The 15,770-nt window shown below is 41.5% G+C and carries 17 protein-coding genes (1 of these 17 only partly in view); 11 read left to right on the top strand and 6 right to left on the bottom strand.

Annotated features, from left to right (window positions below; translation table 11 throughout):
• Positions 1-665 carry the 3' portion of a tRNA (adenosine(37)-N6)-threonylcarbamoyltransferase complex transferase subunit TsaD gene (tsaD, locus tag BSM4216_RS14285; RefSeq protein WP_048624145.1) on the top strand. Its footprint begins 355 nt before the window's first position, so the window shows 665 of its 1,020 coding nt (coding positions 356-1,020); its start codon lies beyond the left edge, outside the window; its stop codon occupies positions 663-665.
• 555 nt (positions 666-1,220) lie between these two features.
• Here tsaD and BSM4216_RS14280 read toward each other — a convergent pair.
• Positions 1,221-3,149: an ABC-F family ATP-binding cassette domain-containing protein gene (locus BSM4216_RS14280; RefSeq protein ID WP_048624144.1), complete on the bottom strand. Its 1,929-nt coding sequence runs from the start codon at positions 3,147-3,149 to the stop codon at positions 1,221-1,223.
• Between the two features lie 275 nt (positions 3,150-3,424).
• Between BSM4216_RS14280 and moaC the strand changes: the two genes are divergently transcribed.
• The 9 genes from moaC (at position 3,425) to BSM4216_RS14235 (ending at position 10,926) form a co-directional block, all read left to right on the top strand.
• Positions 3,425-3,919 carry a cyclic pyranopterin monophosphate synthase MoaC gene (gene moaC / locus BSM4216_RS14275; RefSeq protein WP_048624143.1) on the top strand — a complete coding sequence of 165 codons (495 nt, stop codon included), beginning with the start codon at positions 3,425-3,427 and terminating at the stop codon, positions 3,917-3,919.
• A gap of 26 nt (positions 3,920-3,945) precedes the next feature.
• A complete protein-coding gene (locus BSM4216_RS14270; RefSeq protein ID WP_003354029.1) occupies positions 3,946-4,635 on the top strand; it encodes a redox-sensing transcriptional repressor Rex in 690 nt (229 codons plus the stop codon).
• A 23-nt stretch (positions 4,636-4,658) separates the two neighbouring features.
• Positions 4,659-4,832, top strand: coding sequence for a twin-arginine translocase TatA/TatE family subunit (locus BSM4216_RS14265; RefSeq protein ID WP_048624142.1), 174 nt, complete (start codon positions 4,659-4,661; stop codon positions 4,830-4,832).
• Between the two features lie 17 nt (positions 4,833-4,849).
• A complete protein-coding gene (gene tatC, locus BSM4216_RS14260) occupies positions 4,850-5,608 on the top strand; it encodes a twin-arginine translocase subunit TatC (protein WP_003354031.1) in 759 nt (252 codons plus the stop codon).
• Positions 5,609-5,975: 367 nt separating this feature from the next.
• Positions 5,976-6,899: an efflux RND transporter periplasmic adaptor subunit gene (locus BSM4216_RS14255; protein ID WP_048624141.1), complete on the top strand. Its 924-nt coding sequence runs from the start codon at positions 5,976-5,978 to the stop codon at positions 6,897-6,899.
• Between the two features lie 6 nt (positions 6,900-6,905).
• The gene (locus tag BSM4216_RS14250) at positions 6,906-7,616 is read left to right on the top strand and encodes an ABC transporter ATP-binding protein (protein WP_048624549.1); all 711 of its coding nucleotides are present in this window, start codon (positions 6,906-6,908) and stop codon (positions 7,614-7,616) included.
• The gene (locus BSM4216_RS14245) at positions 7,594-8,763 is read left to right on the top strand and encodes an ABC transporter permease (RefSeq protein WP_244878077.1); all 1,170 of its coding nucleotides are present in this window, start codon (positions 7,594-7,596) and stop codon (positions 8,761-8,763) included. The genes BSM4216_RS14250 and BSM4216_RS14245 overlap by 23 nt, the downstream gene beginning before the upstream one ends.
• 249 nt (positions 8,764-9,012) lie before the next feature.
• On the top strand, positions 9,013-9,684 hold the full coding sequence (locus tag BSM4216_RS14240) for a response regulator transcription factor (RefSeq protein ID WP_048624140.1): 672 nt from the start codon (positions 9,013-9,015) through the stop codon (positions 9,682-9,684).
• A 15-nt stretch (positions 9,685-9,699) separates the two neighbouring features.
• Entirely contained in the window at positions 9,700-10,926 is a 1,227-nt protein-coding gene (locus BSM4216_RS14235; RefSeq protein WP_048624139.1) for a sensor histidine kinase, read from the top strand.
• A gap of 109 nt (positions 10,927-11,035) precedes the next feature.
• Here BSM4216_RS14235 and BSM4216_RS17385 read toward each other — a convergent pair whose 3' ends face one another.
• Together BSM4216_RS17385 and BSM4216_RS14225 are read right to left on the bottom strand one after the other, a co-directional pair.
• Positions 11,036-11,194 (bottom strand): IS3 family transposase, encoded by a 159-nt coding sequence (locus tag BSM4216_RS17385; protein ID WP_483294836.1) that lies wholly within the window; start codon positions 11,192-11,194, stop codon positions 11,036-11,038.
• 346 nt (positions 11,195-11,540) lie between these two features.
• On the bottom strand, positions 11,541-12,092 hold the full coding sequence (locus BSM4216_RS14225) for a YbaK/EbsC family protein (protein WP_048624137.1): 552 nt from the start codon (positions 12,090-12,092) through the stop codon (positions 11,541-11,543).
• A gap of 344 nt (positions 12,093-12,436) precedes the next feature.
• On the opposite strand from BSM4216_RS14225, the gene BSM4216_RS14220 reads away from it, so the two are divergent.
• Entirely contained in the window at positions 12,437-12,844 is a 408-nt protein-coding gene (locus BSM4216_RS14220; RefSeq protein WP_048624136.1) for a PepSY domain-containing protein, read from the top strand.
• A 430-nt stretch (positions 12,845-13,274) separates the two neighbouring features.
• Here the strand turns inward: BSM4216_RS14220 and BSM4216_RS14215 are convergent, their stop codons facing one another.
• From BSM4216_RS14215 to BSM4216_RS14205, 3 genes are all read right to left on the bottom strand, one after another.
• On the bottom strand, positions 13,275-13,475 hold the full coding sequence (locus BSM4216_RS14215; RefSeq protein WP_003354040.1) for a YdiK family protein: 201 nt from the start codon (positions 13,473-13,475) through the stop codon (positions 13,275-13,277).
• On the bottom strand, positions 13,472-14,194 hold the full coding sequence (locus BSM4216_RS14210) for a CPBP family intramembrane glutamic endopeptidase (RefSeq protein ID WP_048624135.1): 723 nt from the start codon (positions 14,192-14,194) through the stop codon (positions 13,472-13,474). Before BSM4216_RS14210 ends, BSM4216_RS14215 begins: the two co-directional genes overlap by 4 nt.
• Positions 14,195-14,372: 178 nt before the next feature.
• Positions 14,373-15,716, bottom strand: a complete 1,344-nt coding sequence (locus BSM4216_RS14205; protein WP_048622768.1) for an ISLre2 family transposase — start codon at positions 15,714-15,716, stop codon at positions 14,373-14,375.
• Between the last annotated feature and the right edge of the window lie 54 nt (positions 15,717-15,770).

Genomic DNA, 15,770 nt, shown 5'->3' with positions numbered 1-15,770 from the left:
ATATTTATGCTAATCGGCTCGTAACGGATATGCGCTTTCCGTTGATAGCGCTGGTAGTTTCAGGCGGCCATACGGAATTGGTGCTGATGAGAGAGCACGGAACATTCGAAGTGATTGGGGAAACAAGAGATGACGCGGCCGGAGAGGCTTATGACAAGGTAGCCAGAACATTGAATCTAACCTATCCCGGAGGGCCGGTCATTGACCGTCTTGCGCATGAAGGAAAAGCATTGATCGATTTTCCGAGGGCTTGGCTGGAAGACGGATCCTATGATTTCAGTTTTAGCGGATTAAAATCAGCAGTCATTAATACTTTGCATAATGCGGAGCAAAGAGGGGAACAGTATCATCCTGAAGATGTGGCTGCAAGTTTTCAGGCGAGTGTGGTAGAAGTATTGACTGAAAAAACAGTGAGAGCCGCCAAACAATTTCAAGTAAAACAAGTTTTACTTGCCGGGGGCGTGGCAGCAAATCGTGGTTTGCGTAGCGAATTGCAAAAGAAAATGGAAGAATTGAAGGATGTAGAGTTAGTCATACCGCCTTTATCGCTATGTACGGATAATGCAGCCATGATTGCGGCTGCAGGGACCATTTTTTACGAAAAAGGAAAACGAGACGGCTATAACATGAACGCCTATCCCGGATTGGAACTGGATCACGTTTAATCTCATTCTTAGATGTAAAAAAAGGGTTTTTGCGGGGATCCATCTTTAGAAAAATAGTGCTGTTTCTAATCGAGATGAATAATGACGTTTTTTGACCGGCAGAAGGGCGCTGCCGGTTTTTTTGTCTTCCGGTGAGAATCGTGGAAGGGCTTTTTGGTGAAAAGCTGTGGAAAATAGAATCGTCAGGAATCACTATTGTTCATAACATGTGGATAATATGTGGAAAACAAAGAGCATTATGTTAAAAACTTTTTTTAAATGTGGATAAATTTTGAGGGTAAATTTGGAATATTGTCAATAAGTCTGTGGATAATGTGGAAAAATGTGACCTTTGCTGTGGTTTCAATAACAACGATGTGATTTATTTTGTGGATAATTAGGATGGCATCAATCCGTTGGCAGCGATTTTTTGTTGATAAAATATCGGAAATAACGGTGTGGAAAAATCGTGTATAAAGGATTTTCATTTATGGTGTAAAAATCTAAAGAGGCTGTAAGCAATGATGCTACAGCCTCTTTTTTCATAGAGAATACAGGATGTCCGAACAATGAGAACTATAAACTTTCCTGCAATTCCGTCCATTCCTCCATAAGCTGATCAATTTCTGCTTTCAGCTGTTCGATTTCCTGATTGATGGCATGTGCCTTTTCATAATCTTGAAATATGTCAGGCTGAACGAGAAGTGCTTCTTTTTCTGAAAGGAGCGTTTCTTTTTGTTCAATCGTTTGTTCAATTTCTTCAATTCGTCTTCTTTTTTTTCTCTCCGCTTTTTTCGCTTCTTTATCCAGTGCAAACGTGTTTTTCGAAGCGGTTGTGTCATCAGAGGTACGGCGATTTTCTTGTTGTTCCAAAAGCGATAATTCCAGCTGTTCTTGTTTTTTGTTTACATAGTAATCGTAGTCTCCCAAATATTCAGTGGTCCCGTTAGGAGAAAGCTCGATCACTTTAGTGGCAATTCGGTTGATAAAATAGCGGTCATGGGATACGAACAATAATGTTCCCGGATAATCGATCAAAGCGTTTTCGAGTACTTCTCTGCTGTCAAGGTCAAGATGGTTCGTCGGCTCATCGAGAATTAAGAAATTGGCTTTCTTCATCATGAGTTTGGCAAGGGCCAGCCGTGCCTTTTCCCCGCCGCTTAAAGAGGAGACGGTTTTCAAAACGTGATCGCCTGAAAAGAGAAAATTCCCTAAAACGGTCCGAATTTCTTTTTCATTGTAATCAGGAAAATCATCCCACAGTTCATGAAGGACGGTTTTATTTGAAGTTAAATTGGCTTGTTCCTGATCATAATAGCCGATTTCGACATTGGTGCCGAATTGAACAGATCCTTTGATCGGCTGCAGAAGCCCAATAATCGATTTTAATAGAGTGGTTTTTCCGACCCCGTTCGGTCCGACAAGCGCAATGCTTTCCCCGCGGGTTATGTTCAAATGGATATTTTCACTCACAGGACCGCGGCCGTATCCAATGGCTAAGTCTTTAACGCGCATCACTTCATTGCCGCTTTGCTTTGCAATTTCAAACGAAAATTGAGCCGATTTTTCATCCCCTGCAGGTTTTTCCATCAGCTCCATTTTTTCCAGTCGTTTTCTTCGACTCTGCGCTCTTTTTGTCGTCGAAGCGCGAGCGATGTTTCTTTGGATGAAGTCTTGGAGCTTTTCAATCTCCTCTTGCTGCTTTTCGTATTGTTTCATTTCCCGTTCATATTGCTCTGCTTTTTGAATCAAGTAATCACTGTAGTTTCCATAATATTTTCTAGCCTTATGCCGGGAAATTTCGTATACTTGGGTCACTACTTTATCAAGAAAATAGCGGTCATGGGATACAATCAGAATGGCTCCCGGATAATTTTGCAAATATTGTTCCAGCCATGTTAAAGTTTCAATATCTAGATGGTTGGTCGGCTCGTCCAATATGAGAAGATCCGGTTTGGAGAGCAAAAGTTTCCCGAGGGCCAACCTTGTTTTTTGACCTCCGCTTAATGAGGAAATTTTGGTTTCATAATCATAGTCTTGAAAATGAAGACCGTGCAAAACGGAACGAATATCGGCTTCATACTGATAGCCGCCTTGTTCTTTAAATTGAATTTGCAATTGGTCATATTCTTTCACGATTTTCTTAAATTTTTCCGGATCGTTATAAACGGTCGGATCGGCCATTTGATTTTCCAAATCTCTCAGTTTCTTTTCCATCTCCCGCAGTGGGCCAAAAACGGACAGCATTTCATTCCAAATTGTCAAATCCGATTCTAAGCCGGTATCTTGAGCAAGATAGCCGATCGTCACATCCTTTGGCTTGATGATTTCGCCGGAATCATATGATAATTGGTCCGCGATGATTTTCAGAAGCGTAGATTTGCCTGCTCCGTTTCGCCCTACTAAAGCAATCCGGTCACGTGATTGTATTTCCAGTTTAATATTCGATAAAATAAGTTCAGAACCATAATATTTTGTGAGTTGAAGAACTTGCAGTAGAATCATTGTTTTATTCACCTCAATTGCTATAGTGTAAGTGTACCTTATAGCTCCTTAAATGGGCAATGGAAAGAAACAGAACGGGGGAAGTGTGAGACGGAAAGAACGGGAAATCGAAGCAATCTCTTCGGTTGTTAAGTCAAGCTGCCGGCAGGAAGCTACAACGAAGCATGAATTGACGACGATCTTACATCCGCTGGACATACGTTTTTAGATCGATGTCCACATTATACACAGACATTCGCAAAAAAATAGTGTATCATAATGGGGAGGCATTCATCGTGTCGAAATTTACTCATTTTAACGAACAGGGAAGGGCTAAAATGGTTGATGTCAGCCATAAACCAGAAACAGTCCGTACTGCCGCCGCCTGTTCAAGCATCCAAGTAAATGAAGAAATTTATGAAGCCATACAAAATGACCGGATTCAAAAAGGGGATGTGTTGGCCGTAGCACAAGTGGCCGGAATTATGGCGGCAAAGAAAACATGGGATATCATTCCAATGTGCCATCCCATTCCCATTAAGGGGATCGATATTTCCTTTTCGTGGGAGACATACAACGAGAAATTTACTTTGAAAATTTTGGCTAAAGTAAAGACCGTAGGAAATACAGGTGTAGAAATGGAAGCGTTGACAGCCGCTTCTGTTGCGGCTCTTACCGTTTATGACATGTGCAAAGCCGTAGATAAAGGGATGGTCATCGGACCGACCTACTTGCTCGAAAAAACGGGCGGTGTCTCCAGTCCGGACTATAACAGAGATCATCATTCATAGTTTTTGGAAGTTGTGGAGGAATGAGTATGAGTCAAGAAGCCATGAAAATTCCACAAGCGACGGCTAAACGTCTGCCTCTTTATTACCGATTTTTGCAGAATCTGTACGCCTCAGGGAAAGAACGAGTATCTTCAGCAGAATTAAGTGAGGCGGTCAAAGTGGATTCCGCCACGATCCGCCGTGATTTTTCCTATTTTGGCGCCTTAGGGAAAAAAGGCTACGGATATAATGTCAGCTATTTATTGTCGTTTTTCCGAAAAACGCTTGACCAAGATGAAGTGACAAGCGTCGCACTGATTGGCGTGGGGAATTTAGGCACAGCGTTTTTAAATTATAACTTTATGAAAAACAACAATACGAGAATCGAATGGGCGTTTGATATCGACAAAAATAAAATTGGCAAAAAAGTTGGCGATGTAGTGGTATATGATTTAGCTGAATTGGAGGAGCGATTGATGGGCGAGAATGTTCCGGTAGCCATTTTAACCGTTCCGGCTTCGGCCGCCCAAAGTATTACAGACCGTCTAATAAAAGTGAACATCAGTGGAATTTTAAATTTTACGCCGGCAAGAATATCCGTTCCTCCTTCCATTCGAGTCCACCATATCGATTTAGCGGTTGAATTGCAATCATTAGTATACTTTCTGAAAAATTATCCTGAAGAGGAAGAAGTGGAAGAGAAACTCGATAGAAAAAAGGATTTACATCATTTATGATAAAATGAAAGAGGTGGAATACATTGGGAATGGGACCGGGCAGCCTTATTTTAACTGCGATCGCAGCTTTATTAATCTTTGGACCGAAGAAACTCCCTCAGTTGGGGAAAGCAGCCGGGGATACATTGCGTGAATTTAAACAAGCAACTAAAGGCTTAGCAGACGATGAAAAAATGAAAAAGAACGACGACAAGTAATGATAGGATGAGCGATCATGAATCGAAAAGACATGACGGTACTGGAACATATCATGGAATTAAGAAAACGTCTCATCATTGTGATCGTTTTCTTTGTGATCGCTGTAATTGTGGGTCTATTTACAGCGGAGCCGATGATTAAATTTCTGCAGCATGCCGATCTGGCGAAAGAGTTGACGATGAATGCATTTCGCATTACGGATCCTATGAAAGTTTATTTTCAAATGTCCTTTGTGATCGCATGCATCTTAACTTCCCCAGTTCTTCTTTACCAGCTTTGGGCCTTTATCAGTCCCGGGTTATATGAAAAAGAGAGAAAAGTCACGTTAAGTTATATTCCGGCTACGGTATTGTTATTTCTTCTCGGCGTTGCTTTTTCCTATTTTGTTCTTTTTCCGTTTGTGCTTCGTTTTATGACAAACTTATCTGAAAAACTGGGGATTCATCAAGTCATTGGAATTAACGAATATTTTCACTTTTTGTTCCAACTCACTATTCCCTTTGGGATTTTGTTTGAATTGCCTATCGTGGTCATGTTTTTAACCCGGCTTGGCATCGTTACGCCCAAGTTTTTGGCCAAAATACGTCGTTACGCCTATTTTGTCCTGCTTGTCATCGCGGGAATTATTACGCCGCCGGATGTGATGTCACAGCTCATTGTGACCATTCCTCTTTGTTTTTTATACGAAGTGAGCATTTGGATTTCGCGGATGTCCTATAAAAAAATGCAGAGATTAGAAAGGCAAAGAAGCGAAGAAATCGTGAATGAAAATTAATATCACGATCGAGAGAAAGGCTGCTCGAGTTTCAGCGGAAGATATATCCCATATTGATTACGTGAAACGTTCAATAATCTGCTTTATAGTCTGTTCAAAAAACATATCCAGTATATCCTAAAAGAATATACTAAGAGAAAAATAAAAACGAATCCTCTGCTCAAGCAGAGGATTTTAGTTTTGGCGCGAGGAGGGTGTTTACGAAAAATGAAAGCGATTTCTTTTTTGTGAAACAAAGAAGGCTTTCTAAACGAGAAGTGGTGATGAAAACATGGCGAATTTCGGTTAGGTTTTTTTAAGAAAAAATTAAGAAAGGACCCGCATACTAGGCTTATCCAAATGACCAATGGATAAGAAAGGAGCAGGGATGTTGAAAAAATGGTGGATCCTTTTTGGGATTGTGATTGTCGTTATTGGAATAGGTGGATGGTTTTTTGCCAAAGGAAAAGACAAGCCGACAATGGCACAGGTTCAAACCGCTTCTGTACAAAAAGGAAAATTGCAAGTGAAGGTGAGTGGTTCTGGGACTGTTCAACCTGTTACGAGTACGGATGTCAAAGCTGCTTCCAACAACGAAGTAGACGAAGTGCTTGTTTCTAAAGGAGAGAAAGTAAAGGAAGGACAAGAGTTGGTTACATTTACGGACGGCAGTGATATTACTGCACCGGCAGACGGAACCGTTACATCGATTGGCGTTTCGGATGGAGATCGTGTATCGAAAGGCCAAGTCATTGCTCACATTACCAATTATGATGATTTGCAAACAACGGTGCAAATTGATGAATTAGATATTCCAAAAGTAAAAGTGGGGCAAACGGCCAGTATAAAGGTCAATGCCTTCCCTGATACAACCTATACGGGGAAAGTGACAGCGGTTGCCAATGAAGGGACGGTATCCAATGGAGTCTCGACATTTGATGTAACGGTTCATATGAATAAACCAACGAATGTAAAAGTGGGAATGACAACCGAAGTCAGTATTTTAGTGCAAAGCAAAGACAATGCTCTCTATGTGCCGATTGAAGCAGTACACTCAATCAATAACGAAAAGTATGTAGTGGTTGAAAAGGGAGATGGCTCTGTCGCGCGGCAAACCGTGAAAACGGGAATAAGCAATGAAGATTATGTAGAAATCACAGATGGTTTAACAGAAGGTGAGGTTGTCCAGCTGCCTAGAGTATCTGCATCGTCTTCGAGCAATGAACAAATGAGCGGCAGAAGAATGATGGGCGGAATGTCTGATATGGGTGGATTTGGCGGCATGAATCGCGGATTTAACAGAGGGAGATGATCGATGATGACTGAACCGATTATTCGAATGGAAAATATAACGAAATCATATTCGCTTGGGGGAGAAGTGGTTCATGCCCTGCGGGGGGTCTCTCTCCAAATTGGAAAAGGAGATTTTCTTGCGATTGTCGGTCCTTCCGGTTCCGGGAAATCAACATTGATGAATATCATTGGCTGCCTCGATCGTCCTGATGAAGGTCGTTATATCCTCGATGGAAAAGAAATAGATAAAATGATAGACAGTGAACTGGCAACTGTTCGAAATGAAAAGATAGGATTCGTTTTTCAAAATTTTCATTTACTGGCAAAATTAACGGCGTTAGAGAATGTAGAACTGCCTTTATTATATCGAGGAGTAAAGACAAAGGAACGACAAAAAATCGCTTATGAATACTTAGAGAAAGTGGGATTAAAAGATCGGGCCCGTCATTTGCCCAACCAGCTTTCTGGCGGGCAGCAGCAACGGGTGGCCATTGCACGGGCTCTTGTCGGCACCCCGCCGATTTTGCTTGCCGACGAGCCGACAGGGGCTCTCGACAGCAAGACAAGCAAGGAAATCATTCAATTGATGAAACAATTAAATGAGCAAGGACATACGATTGTTCTCATTACACACGATTGGGAAGTGGCCAACGAAGCAAAGAGAATTGTTCGCATTCAAGACGGGCAGCTGTTTGAGGAGAGAGGTGATTTTGTTGGAAATTATTCCATCCATTAAAATGGCTTTCCGCAGCATTCAAGGCAATAAGCTTCGCTCCTTTTTAACGATACTTGGCATTATTATCGGCGTCTCTTCTGTTATTGTTTTGATCTCAATAGGTCAAGGTTCGAGTAAAGAAGTTGCCAGTCAGATGAACCAGTTAGGGAGCAATTTATTAACAGTGAATGTGATGGATTCGGATCGTGTTCAATTGAAAATGGATGATATCGAAAAGTTTCGCGATATTACAGGCGTAAAAGAAATTGCTCCCGTTGTTTCCGGACGGGTCTATGTAAAAAATGGTACGACTTCGACACAAGTTTCTTTATTGGGAACGAGCTCTTCGTATCAAACCGTACGCAATGCACAAGTCAGCCAAGGTCGCTTTTTATCTGATATCGATGTAGAGTATCGGCAAAAAGTGGTGATTTTAGGATCTGACACAGCGCAAACATTATTTGGTTTTGATAATCCGGTCGGAAAATATATACAAGTGGAGGGCACATCGTTCAAAGTAATTGGAGTTCTGGCTTCAAAAGGCAGTTCGTTTGGACAAAGCGGTGATGATGTGATCATAATGCCGCTTTCGACAGCCCAGCGATTGGTTAAAAACACAAGTATTCAGACAGTATATGTTCAAGGAAAAGATGAAAGTGAAGTCCCGTTTGTTATGGCGCAATTAAAAACAACATTAGCACGTCTATTCCCCAATGATGAAGATAGCTACAGCGTCTTTAACCAACAAGATTTAATGGAAACGATGAGTTCGGTTAACAATACGATGACGATGATGCTGGGCGGAATCGCAGGAATTTCCCTTTTAGTTGGTGGAATTGGGATTATGAATATTATGCTTGTGTCTGTTTCAGAGCGAACGAAGGAAATAGGAATTCGAAAAGCGATTGGAGCGAAGAGAAGAGATATTTTAATGCAGTTTTTGATTGAAGCTGTTGTGCTAAGCGCTCTAGGAGGTGCGATTGGAGTGGGATTTGGATTGGTCATTGGAAAAGGGCTTGCAGCTACGATCGGACTGTCTGTTTCTTATTCTGTCTCTGTTTGTATGGTTGCCTTCTTATTTTCTCTATTCATTGGAGTGGTGTTTGGTGTCTTCCCGGCTAACAAAGCAGCAAAACTGGACCCGATTCAAGCTCTAAGATATGAATAAAGTAAAAAGGCGCAATATGGCTGCATACGGATTGGAGAAGCAAGTTTTAAGAAAAATAGATATCTTAAAATCTCCTGCGAATGTTTTTTATTCGTAAAAGTGACTGGTCTTTTTAAGGGCAAATTCTATGGCGTAAGAAAATAGACAATCGAGCGGCAGAAAAAAAAATAAAAAAGAAATTCTAAAAAGCGATCGCTTTTGGCGACCGCTTTGTCTTATTATTAGAAGTAAGAGAAAGAAGGGAGATCCGTGAGATTATTAGTAGTTGAAGATCATGTAGATTTGTTGAAATCGATGATTGACATCTTATCGGATGAGTTTGAGATCGATAGTGCCACAGATGGCGAGGAAGGGTTATATTTAGCTTTGCAAAATATTTATGATGCCATTATATTGGACGTTATGCTGCCGGGAATGGATGGTTTTGACATCGTGCAACGAATTCGGAAAGAAGAGATTGATACACCCGTTTTATTTTTAACGGCAAAAGATTCTCTCGAGGATCGGGTAAAAGGCTTGGATTTTGGCGGAGATGACTACTTAGTCAAACCGTTTTATGCTTCGGAGCTAAAAGCACGCATTCGAGCGTTATTACGGCGCAGTGGCAGTTTTACAACCAAACAGACTATTTGCTATCGAGGGATTGAGCTGTACGGAAAAGATAAGGATGTCATGGTAGATGGGCACCCTATTAAATTAACGGCGAAACAATACGAGCTATTAGAGTATCTTATCCATAATAAGGGAACCATTCTAACAAAAGAACAAATTTATGATCGGGTGTGGGGATTTGATTCGGATACAACGATTGCCATTGTCGAAGTATTCATTCATCATCTCCGCAAAAAGCTTGAACCGTTTGGCTATCACACAGATATTCAAACGGTTCGTGGCGTCGGATATAGGTTAACAGACCAGTAGGCAGGAGAGAAAACGATGTTTCAACGCACTCATCTTCGATTGACGCTGTTAAATTCTCTTGTTTTTTTCGTTTTAATTAGCTTATTAGGGACGGCCCTCTATTCATACATGCATGCTCGTTTATATAAAGACGTGGATGCATCGCTTATGCATATAGCGGAACGAGAAGCAGATAATGATAGACCGTGGGAAAAGGACGTTCCTTTTTTTCGAGATCCCCGTGTGTTTATCGTGTTTTGGAATAAAAAAGGAGAAATAATCGACTTAGGTCACGACGCAACCATTTTCACCCAAACGCCTATCGAGAAACCTAAACAATTGAACAAACTGTATGATATGAAGATTGAAAACTTTTATTTCCGAACGATTGCATTCCAAATGGATACGGAATTCGGAAAGATTACGGTACAAATTTTTCGAAGTGTCAATTCCGAAAAAGAGATTTTAGATAAGCTTTTATTGATCATTGTGGCGGGATGTGTGATCGGAGGACTGTGCGCCGTAGCAGCGGGATATTTTCTTGCAGGGCGAGCACTGGTGCCGATTCAAAGAGCATGGCAAAAGCAGCAGCAATTTGTTTCGGACGCTTCTCATGAATTGCGGACGCCATTAGCAGTGATACAGACAAAAACGGATTTATTGTTCCATTCTCTTTCCTCGACCATTGAAGAAAAAATAATGGATATTTCCGTAATCGCGAAAGAATGTAGACGACTTTCCAAATTAGTCTCTAACTTGCTTATCTTGGCACGCTCAGATTCCAATCAAATAGAATTAAAAAAACAATCATTTCGATTGGATGAGTTGATTAGAGAGATTGCCGATACTTATTCAGAGATTGCTTCCTATCAACAGAAGGAAATAACGATAAACGTAGAATCCCCGATTTTATTTACTGCGGATAAAGAACGAATCCATCAATTACTGGTCATCCTATTGGATAATGCGATCAAATATACTAAAGAAGGGGGACGCATTTACATCTCTTGCCGTCAAACTTCTTCTTCCATTACCCTTGAGGTGCAAGATAATGGAATCGGGATTGCCAAAGAAGAGATTCCGAAAATTTTTGATCGTTTTTATCAAAGCGATAAAGCACGGACGAAGTCAGATGGGGCAGGATTGGGACTTTCCATTGCCAAGTGGATTATTGAAAAACACAATGGAAAAGTAAAAGTGGACAGCCAATTAGGAGAGGGAACTCGCTTTGAAATGACCTTTCCAAAACAATCAAAAAGATGAAGGGACACCCGCATCTTGAAGTGACCCCTGTCAAGTAGACAAGAAATAAAAAAGGACACTTAAGCAGCCTGAGCCTTATATTCATAAGGGCTCGGGCTATTTTATTTTTTTAGTAACGTTGGAGGTTATAAAAACGAATATATTTGTGTACGGCATCCTTGACCTCTTTGACTTTGCAAAAAGAGTGCAGAAGAAAGCACTCTGTCTTGAAATAGCTGAAGAAGTTCTCCATGCAGGCATTGTCCAACCAGTTTCTTTTCCTGGATATTCGGGTCCTTATGATCGACCGGGACGGCCTCTGGGAGAATGGCCATAACGTCCTTTATATTTTTCAAGCGCTTCCTGTCAAGTTAGAGCTTTGTTACAGAAAGGCTTGGTGTGCCCTTTTTACGATAAGTGTACGACTTCTTCCAGGGCTCATGGAGAGGCTCAAAAAGGACGTCGATGAGGCGTCCCACGGATTTCGTTCTAAAGGATCAAGTCCGTGGGATAAGAGATATTGGCTGCTTGCATATGTAGTATCCAGCATTCGTTTTCCTTCAATCTGGGGCAGATACGATATAGCCGTGATCATTTTCCGGGGATCCGAACCGGATGGGGATTGATCACCTTCATCATCGTTGAAAGAATCTTGAGCTTTCTGACGTTCTTGTTTCCCCTCCGCTGTCCGAGGTTTTCCCTTCCGTATCCGATTCCTGCCAATCTTTGCATACGTCGATCCAATCCTTGGCACCGGAATAATTCCACAGATCTTCCAGACTCACTTCAATGGCGGAGTTGATGCTTCCGCATGCGGGAAAAACGGTTTTGAACCGCTTTAAGGACAGGTCTAAAAAGATGTCCAAATCATTGGCCAATCCAAAAGGGCAAACCCCTCCGACCGCATGGCCCGTTTGTTCGAGCACTTCCTTGGCGCTTAACATCCGCGCTTTAAAACCGAAAGTATGGCGGAATTTTTTGTTGTCGATTTTGGCGTCGCCGGCGGTCACGACCAACAGCGCACTGTCTCCTTTGCTCCGGAAGCATAAGGTTTTGGCGATGCGGGCCGGTTCTACGCCGATGGTCTGGGCGGCCTGTTCCACCGTGGCGCTCGAAGTATCGAAGACCATAATATCCTGATCCCGATTCCATTTTTTTAGATGGGCTCTAACACTTTCCAGGGACATCTGTCTTTCCTCCTTCATAGGTTCTATATGATTAATGTCTATCTTATCATAATGATTCGAATTTTGTGAGATTTGAGTCTTTTGGGGGCGTGATATTACGGAAGGACGCAAAAGGGACATCCTTGTATGCAGCCGCCGCAGATCGGATGTGATCTTACGGAAGGCATATATAAAGCCAGACCGGTGGCAATGTCCTCTATCCCTTCGTGAACTTTCTTTTTTCTGTCCACTATTATAAGGGGATCATATCAACTTATAGGGTGTTTTCCTTTTTTAAGAAAAAGTTAAGCAAAGCTTGGCATAATGATGGCATCCTCAAATAAATGAAGAAAGGAGAGTCGCATATGAGAAGGGTACGTGCCCTTCATTTTTGGATCGGAGTAATAGCATCTTTGTTTTTGTTCATTGAATCAATAACAGGTCTCATTATGTATGTAACAGGAGAAGAGCGAGGAAAGGATGGTAGAATGGAACAGTTTCATGCAGTCAATACACAGCAAATGGCAACGAACTCTCAACAAAATGGACAATCAGGGCCTCCAGCTGCAGGAGAAATGAATGGGGGTTTTCCGAATAATGGGGGAGAGGGCCATTCATTACAAAGAGTGGTTCGTGAACTTCATACAGGCCCCATTGGTCTAGTGAGTTCGATCGGAATGATCATCATGACCGGGACTGGACTGGCTATTTCTATTCATATACTTCTAAGAAAACGAAGAAAGGCGAGACTTCGAAAATCTCTCGCTACATAAGATGAAGAAAGGGGGAGATTTTCCTTTTGACGCACTTCGTAAAAAAGGAATAAAGAGGTTGGCTTTCATAAATTAGCCGAGCCGTTGATAAAGGCCGCTGCCATGTTTGGTTTTATGTTTTGGTGAAAATAGGAAGATAAAGGGGGTGAGAAATCATCAATGGGCTGAAGAAAATCGAGGCTGTTAAATAATGTGAATCATTCTTTTTTTGCCGTATATGGGGAGCCTCGGCGAGGAGCGAAGATACGAACGAATGATCACATTATTACACGGAAGCCTCCATTTTGCCCATGCAGAAATAGAAAAAATTCGATTGTCAAAGAAAGATAGCATTCAATTGGCAGAACAATAAAATGAAGGTGAAAGGTAAGCAAATAGGATGGGTATATCGGTTCATGCTTACCTTTTTTCTTTTTGTGAAATTCGTGCCTTATTTTTTGTATCGGCTCTTCATACGGAAATAATAAAAAATGACTCGAATGCCGGATCCCACATCCAACGTCGCCAAAATAATGAGCAAGTACGTAAAAAAACCAAATCCATTGGAATTTACATTTTCAATAGCCATATAAGTAAAAAGGGAACCAAAAAGCAAATAGATGATCCCTGAGGATAGCAATGTTTGTTTCATTGGAAAAATCCTCCAATTAGTCCTTGAATGTGCTGAAGTTGGTCACGATAGAAAAGCTGTACGACGACCACAAGAGTATTCATGGCTACGTGGGCGAAAATAGGAACCAGAATTCTGCCTGTTCTTACATATAAAAAAGCGAATGTGAACCCCATCGCGCTATAAAGAAGAATATGTTCGAATTCCATATGCGCCATGGCGAAAATGACGGAACTGATCGTTGCGGCGATCCAAAAAGAAAAACGTTTGTATAAAGAGCCAAAAATGATTTTTCGAAAAACAATTTCTTCTAATATAGGTCCGAAAATGGATGAAACAAGCATGGAAGCCGGAAATGTTTTGATAATTTGAAGGATATTTTCCGTATTTTTCGAACCGGGATCCACACCGAAAAGGTTTGCTTCGATGTTGGCAGCGATGCCTTGGGCAAACAGCGCAAGAAATACTCCGGCGATCGCCCATACTATCGATTCTCCTGGAGAAGCCGGAGCTTTTCTCACCAATAAAGCATCAGTACGTGCTTTTCTTAAAATCAGCAAAATAATGATTAATGTAATGGAAAAACTGATGACAATCCAATATCCGGGGGCCGCTTGCCTCATAAAAACGGGGTCTTGTCCTGCCCTGATTCCGATTCGATAAACGAGCGGGACACCGATGAAACTGGATAGCTGCATAAGAATATAAGCAATTAAAATATAACCGTATTCTTTTTTCACTTTTTTATACTCCTTCTCTTATTCATTCATTATTTTCATTCTACTAGCAATTTACATCCCATTCAAATTCAAGAAATACAGGGATTGAGTCAAGTATTTGTGGGCAGTTTTTTTCTCCCTAACAATGAAAGCGGATTCACCATTTTAGGGTACTCTCTTGATAAAAAATTTGTCTTTTTTAAAATCCGGCCAACTCCTTTAAAGTCTTGTACACTGGAATATTTGCCTTACCTTTTAGGTATAGGAGATTGTCTCTTGTGACTTCACCAATTGTACTTGTCACCTTTTCTACGTAATGTTTTGGTGGATTCTTTTCCTCCTTGGTTTCTGTCCATCTTTCGACTTTCCCAAATAATGTTTTCAATGCCAGATTGTCTAGGAAAGCCACCAATCCAGTAATCATGGCACTTACGCCTTTTTCTACCCAGCTACGTCCATTTTTGAGCCTTTTTGCGAAGACACTCATCGTTCCCTCGGCACTTCCCATTGGACGCATTCCTTTGGTGTCAATACCTTGTTCTTGGAGCCACTTCCGGTAATCCCCGAGGGCTTCAGGATATTTTTCTAGTTGACGAATCAATTGGTCAAGACGTTCTTCCTGATCCTCTGTCTCTAGTGTTCCAACAGCACTGTTTAATTCCGTAAGTAGTTTCTGACTGTCATAGGACGCTAGTGCCTTTTGCATTTGGCGATAGCGAGGATGCTTACGGAATAAGCTGCGAATATCCCTTGCCACGTGGAAACGGTCAATTGAAAAGAATGCCCTGCCTTTAAAATGGTCTCGACAGGCTGTAATCCATCCGGCACCATCCCCGTTTATTACTAGCTTATGGACAGTTGGGTCATACTCGAAGTTTTCAATGAGAAAATCCTCAAACGCCTCCCAAAATGGCTGGTTCCCACGGTGAATAAAATGGCGTTTGTCTTTCAAACTTACTCGTTTTCCGTTGATTTCCCAGCCCTGATGAACCGCTGCAATTTTTTCTTCCTTGCCCCGTTTTCCTTTTCCTTGACGTTTCACATATAGGCCGTCCACTTCCACGAATAGGACAGGATAGTTTACAGGCTGTCGCTCTTTTGGGATACTTTCAATCTGTAACAGGTGTTGACGTATAGCTTCGTGACTAATCACTCGGTATCCTAAAAGTGTTTCAAGCGTGTGTTCTGCCTTTCGATAGGATGGCCCTGTAATGGCAAGCTCTAGAGCCGCTTCTTCTATCAGCGGACTAAAGGAGCCGGTCCCTTCGAATTCCAAAGAGCGATCAAGCAGATAGACATATTCACCTTTCTCCCTGTCTCGGTAGTAGTTCCGTTTCACCTTTATTTCTCCAAAAAGACTGATAATAGTGGTGATACGCTTATCGAGTAGACGATAACGCTTTTTATTTCGTTCTTCAGCAATCTGCTTGTCCATGTCCTCTAATAGTGTTTTCATGACCTTTGAGAAGGTTTCCTGTAATTGCCTCCAAACTAATTGCTCAATCTGTTTTAAATTTGGATATACTGTGTTATTCTTTTGCATGAGGGGTTACTCCTTTGTTTGTGATTTAGTTTTGGTTGACTAAGATTCTACCAA

The sequence above is a fragment of the Bacillus smithii genome, assembly GCF_001050115.1.
GTDB classification, from domain to species: Bacteria; Bacillota; Bacilli; order Bacillales; family DSM-4216; genus Bacillus_O; species Bacillus_O smithii.
The sequence above is the reverse complement of the archived record's forward strand: the minus strand, read 5'-3'. Positions and strand labels throughout refer to the sequence as shown.